At 67.2% G+C, this 4,525-nt stretch carries 5 protein-coding genes; all 5 read right to left on the bottom strand.

Features of this window, described 5'->3' with window-relative positions; genetic code table 11:
• Positions 1 to 1,305 (bottom strand): peroxidase family protein (locus ACTIFJ_RS14905; RefSeq protein ID WP_439534899.1); only part of this gene is annotated, 1,305 nt, incomplete at its 3' end.
• A 109-nt stretch (positions 1,306 to 1,414) separates the two neighbouring features.
• The gene (locus ACTIFJ_RS14900; RefSeq protein WP_439534898.1) at positions 1,415 to 1,747 is read right to left on the bottom strand and encodes a c-type cytochrome; all 333 of its coding nucleotides are present in this window, start codon (positions 1,745 to 1,747) and stop codon (positions 1,415 to 1,417) included.
• Positions 1,744 to 2,742 carry a Vgb family protein gene (locus ACTIFJ_RS14895; RefSeq protein ID WP_439534900.1) on the bottom strand — a complete coding sequence of 333 codons (999 nt, stop codon included), beginning with the start codon at positions 2,740 to 2,742 and terminating at the stop codon, positions 1,744 to 1,746. The genes ACTIFJ_RS14900 and ACTIFJ_RS14895 overlap by 4 nt, the downstream gene beginning before the upstream one ends.
• Positions 2,743 to 2,755: 13 nt before the next feature.
• The gene (locus ACTIFJ_RS14890; protein WP_439534897.1) at positions 2,756 to 3,925 is read right to left on the bottom strand and encodes a PQQ-dependent sugar dehydrogenase; all 1,170 of its coding nucleotides are present in this window, start codon (positions 3,923 to 3,925) and stop codon (positions 2,756 to 2,758) included.
• A gap of 90 nt (positions 3,926 to 4,015) precedes the next feature.
• Positions 4,016 to 4,429 (bottom strand): GFA family protein, encoded by a 414-nt coding sequence (locus ACTIFJ_RS14885; protein ID WP_439534896.1) that lies wholly within the window; start codon positions 4,427 to 4,429, stop codon positions 4,016 to 4,018.
• Positions 4,430 to 4,525: the final 96 nt, after the last annotated feature.

Below are 4,525 nucleotides of genomic sequence, written 5' to 3'. Positions count from 1 at the left end.
GGGCACTTCGCTGCCGATGTAGCGGCCGCGCGGGCCCATGTCGCGGTGGGTCAGCTTGAACCACGCCTTGGCAAAGGCCAGCTCGAATTCGGCCGGGTTCTTCAGGAAGCGCTGCGAGATCTTGCGGTAGCTGGGGTCCTCCTTCAGCGACAGGTCGGTGGTGAACATGATCGGGGTGTTCAGCTTGCCTTCGATGTGGGCGTCCGGCACCGTGCCGGCACCGCCGCCGTTCTTGGGGATCCACTGGATCGCCCCGGCCGGGCTCTTCGTCTGCTCCCAGTCGAACTTGAACAGGTTTTCCAGATACTGCATCGACCAGGCGACCGGGCTCGATGTCCAGGCACCTTCGAGGCCGCTGGTGATGGTGTCGGCGCCGCTGCCGGTGCCGCAGCTGTTGGTCCAGCCCAGGCCCTGCGCCTCGATCGGCTGGGCGGCGGGTTCCTTGCCGACGCAGTTTTCAGGAGACTTGGCGCCGTGCGCCTTGCCGAAGGTGTGGCCGCCGGCGATCAGCGCCACGGTCTCCTCGTCGTTCATCGCCATCCGGCCGAAGGTCTCGCGGATGTCGCGGGCGGCGGCGATCGGGTCGGGCTTGCCGTTCGGGCCTTCGGGATTGACGTAGATCAGCCCCATCTGCACGGCGGCCAGCGGCCTGGCCAGCTTGCGGTCGCCCGAATAACGCTTGTCATCGAGCATCTTGGCCTCGGGGCCCCAGTTGACCAGCTCGGCCTCCCAGTCGTCGCGGCGCCCACCGCCATAGCCGAAGGTCTTGAAGCCCATGTTCTCCAGCGCGACATTGCCGGTCAGCACCATCAGATCGGCCCAGGAGATCTTGCGGCCATACTTGGCCTTCACCGGCCACAGCAGCCGCCGCGCCTTGTCGAGATTGGCGTTGTCGGGCCAGCTGTTCAGCGGCTCGAACCGCTGCTGCCCGCCGCCGGCGCCGCCCCGCCCGTCGGAAATCCGGTAGGTCCCGGCGCTGTGCCAGGCCATGCGGATGAAGAACGGGCCATAATTGCCATAGTCCGCCGGCCACCAGGGCTGGCTCTCGGTCAGCACCGCGTTGATGTCGGCCTTCACCTGCTTGAGGTCGAGCGTCTTGAACTCGGCTGCATAATCGAAGTCGGCGCCCATCGGGTTGGAAGCCACGCCATGCTGGCGCAGCGGCGACAGGTCGAGCCGCTCGGGCCACCAGAAGCTGTTGGTCATGTTGTTGACCACGGCCTGGGCCTGCGCCGGGCTGGCGACCGCCATCGGGGCCGCAATGGCGACGGCCAGCGCCGCCATGGAAATCATGTTGATCCGCATTGGAATCCTCCCTGTAGACGGCGTTTGATGACGCCGTATCGGGACATATACGCCCCCCACAGAGATAAGGAAAACCGATTGTCCTGATGATAATGATCGAAGTTTTCGATTATTCAGGATTTTCAAGATAGTCGATCACCGCCCGCCGCTCTTCGTCGGACGCCAGCGGCGGCCGCGTCATCGCCGTCCCCGGCACCACGCTGTCGGGCGCCTGCAGAAACGCATCGAGCCGCACCCGGTCCCAGACGATATCCGCCGCTTTCATCGCCGGCGAATAATCGAACCCCGCCAGCGTCCCCGCCCGCCGCCCGATCACGCCGCGCAAATTCGGCCCCTGCAGCCCGTCCTCGCCCGCCACCACCGAATGGCAGGAATAGCATTTCAGGAACGCCCGCTCGCCGACGCTCAACGGCGCCGCCGCCAGCAGCAGCGCCAGCATCATTCGGTGCGCACCACCATCAGCCGGTCGAGCGCCGATTCCGGCAGCCAAACCTCGCCCTTGCGCCCTAGGATCTGCCGCACATTGGCCGAGGCGCCGCTCCCCGGATAGGCCGCGGTAAAGCGCTCGGTCTTGGGGTCGAAGCTCCGCGTCACATTGCTCCCCCAATCGCTCACCCAGACCATATCCCGCTCATCGACATAGACCGCATAGGCCTTGGGCGCGTCCCCCGGCATCTTCCAGCTCTTCCAGGCCTTGGTCGCCGGTGAATAGCGGGTCAGCTGCCCGGTATTCCACTCGGAGATCCACAGGTCGCCCTTGCTGTCGGCCCAGACCCGCCGCGCCCCCTGCTTCGGCGTCGGCAAGTCGATCACCGTCGCCGCCCCGCTCTTGCGGTCGACACTCGCCAGATGGCTCCCGGCCAGCGACACATAATAGATCTCGCCCGCCGGCGTCGCATCGATGCCGTAAGCCCCGCGCCCGCGCGGCGCCGGCCACACCTTCATGTCGCCGCTCTTCGGGTCGAGCCGTCCATAAATGCCATTCTGCCCGGTAAACCACAGCACCCCGGCGCCATCGAAGGCCGGCGTGTTCAAATTGGTATAGCCCGTATCCTCGGGCAGCTTCCACACCTTCACCGCATTGGTCTTCGGATCGACCCGCACGATCGCGTTCAGCCCGGAATCGGTGATCCACGCCGCCCCATCCGGCCCCTGGATCACCCCATGCGGCGCCGAGCCCTCGCCCAGCGGCACATGCACGGTCCGCCCGGTTTCCGGATAAAGAATCCCCAGCGCCCCCTGCTTCTGCGCCGTATACCAGACTACCCCGTCCGGCCCCGGCGCCACGTCATGCGGCGCGGCCCCCGCCGGCACGGTATAAACCTGTGTCGTCTGCGCCCACCCCGGCGCCGCCATCACCAACGCCGCCACAACTGCCAGAATCCGCATCACATCCTCCCCAGACGTCCCGCCATAGTCACACCTCCGCGCCGGCAGGGCAACTGCGCCCTCAGTTTCCGGGCACCAGCTTCAGCATCCGTCCCTGCTTGCCATCGGTCAGCACATAGACCGCCCCGTCCGGCCCCTGCCGCACATCGCGGATGCGCGCGCCCAGCTCGGTCAGCAGCCGCTCCTCGCCCACCACGCGCTCGCCCTCCAGCGTCAGCCGAACCAGCGCCGTCGATTTCAGCCCGCCGACGAACAGGCTGCCCTTCCACGCCGGAAACAGCGCGCCCGTATAAAAAGCCATGCCGGACGGCGCCACGATCGGGTCCCAATAATAGACCGGCTGCTCCATGCCCGGCGCCGCCGTCCGCCCTTCGCCGATCTTGCCGCCGCTATACTCGCGGCCATAGGAGATCGTCGGCCAGCCATAATCGCGCCCCTTGCGAACGATGTTCACCTCGTCACCGCCGCGCGCGCCATGCTCCACCTCCCACAGCAACCCCGTCCCCGGATGGATCGCCGCCGACTGGATGTTCCGATGTCCGCTCGACCAGATCTCCGGCCGCACGCCGCTCTTGCCCACAAACGGATTGTCCTTCGGCACGCTGCCGTCACTGTTCAGCCGCACCACCTTGCCAAGCAGACTGTCCATCTGCCGCGCCTGCGCCCGCCCGGCCAGGATCGACCGCTCGCCCAGCGTGATGAACAGTTTGCCATCAGGCGCAAACACCAGCCGGCTGCCATAATGCTTGTCCGAGTCCATCGACGGCACCTGCCGGAAGATCCGCTGCACCCCCTCCAGCGCCGGCGCCGCGCCATCGACCAGCCGCCCGCGCGCCACCGCCGAATGGTTCTTGCCGTCCGCCCGCTCCGCATAGCTCCAGTAAATCAGCCCGTTCTTCGCAAACCCCGGATCGAGCGCCACATCGAGCAACCCGCCCTGTCCGGCCGGGTCCACCGCCGGCAGCCCCTTCACCGGCGGCGACAGCGTCCCGTCCTTGCGCACGATCCGCAACCGCCCCGGCTTCTCGGTCACCAGCATCTGCCCGCCCGGCAGGAACGTCATCCCCCAGGGCGATTCCAGCCCCGACACCACCGTCTCCACCTTGAACTTCACCCCGGCCGCGCGCTCCGGCGCCCGCGTCTGCCCGGCAAAGGCCGGCTTCTGGTCAGGCGCATTCGGCGCCGCCTGGTTGAAGGCGGCAACCTGCGCGGCGATCAGAAGGGCGAGCATGTGGTTCTCCTGGAACTAAGGCAAAATAGCCTCCGGCGGCCGGGGGCTCAGCCCCCGGACCCCGTCAATGTTGCTGCAGTAACATCATTGTCAGGCGATTGTTTCGCCAATGATTTCGGGGGCGCGGACATAGCCGAAGTCGCCGGCGCCCGACCACGCCCGGCCATCGGGAAACCGCCGCTCGATCCCGGCAAGGTCGCCCGGATCGGCCAGCCGCATGTTCACCCCGACCATCGTGTTGCCATGCCGCGCCACCGTCTCGGCGGTCAGCACGAAATGCGTCGTGCTTCCGCACTGCCCGCAAAACCGGATCTCGGCCCCCGCGTCCGCCTTGTCCCCGCGCACATAGCCGGAGGTCGCCCCCGCAACCCCCACCGCATCGGGCGCCAGATAAGCCCATTCCGCCCCGGTCTTGCTGCACAGCGAGCAATTGCAGGCATGGATGAAGTCAGGCCGCCCCGCCAGCTCGACCTGCACCGATCCACAAAGGCATGAAAAAGTCATCCCCCCCTTTACCAGACCCATCCGATCAATCACCAGCCCCCTCATGGGCCTCCGGCGGCAACCCAGATGCCTCCGGCGGCGGGGGCCGCGGGCCCC

The organism is Polymorphobacter sp. (genome assembly GCF_051860865.1).
GTDB lineage: Bacteria > Pseudomonadota > Alphaproteobacteria > Sphingomonadales > Sphingomonadaceae > Sandarakinorhabdus.
Note: the sequence above shows the minus strand (reverse complement) of the source record. Positions and strands in the feature narration are given on the sequence as shown.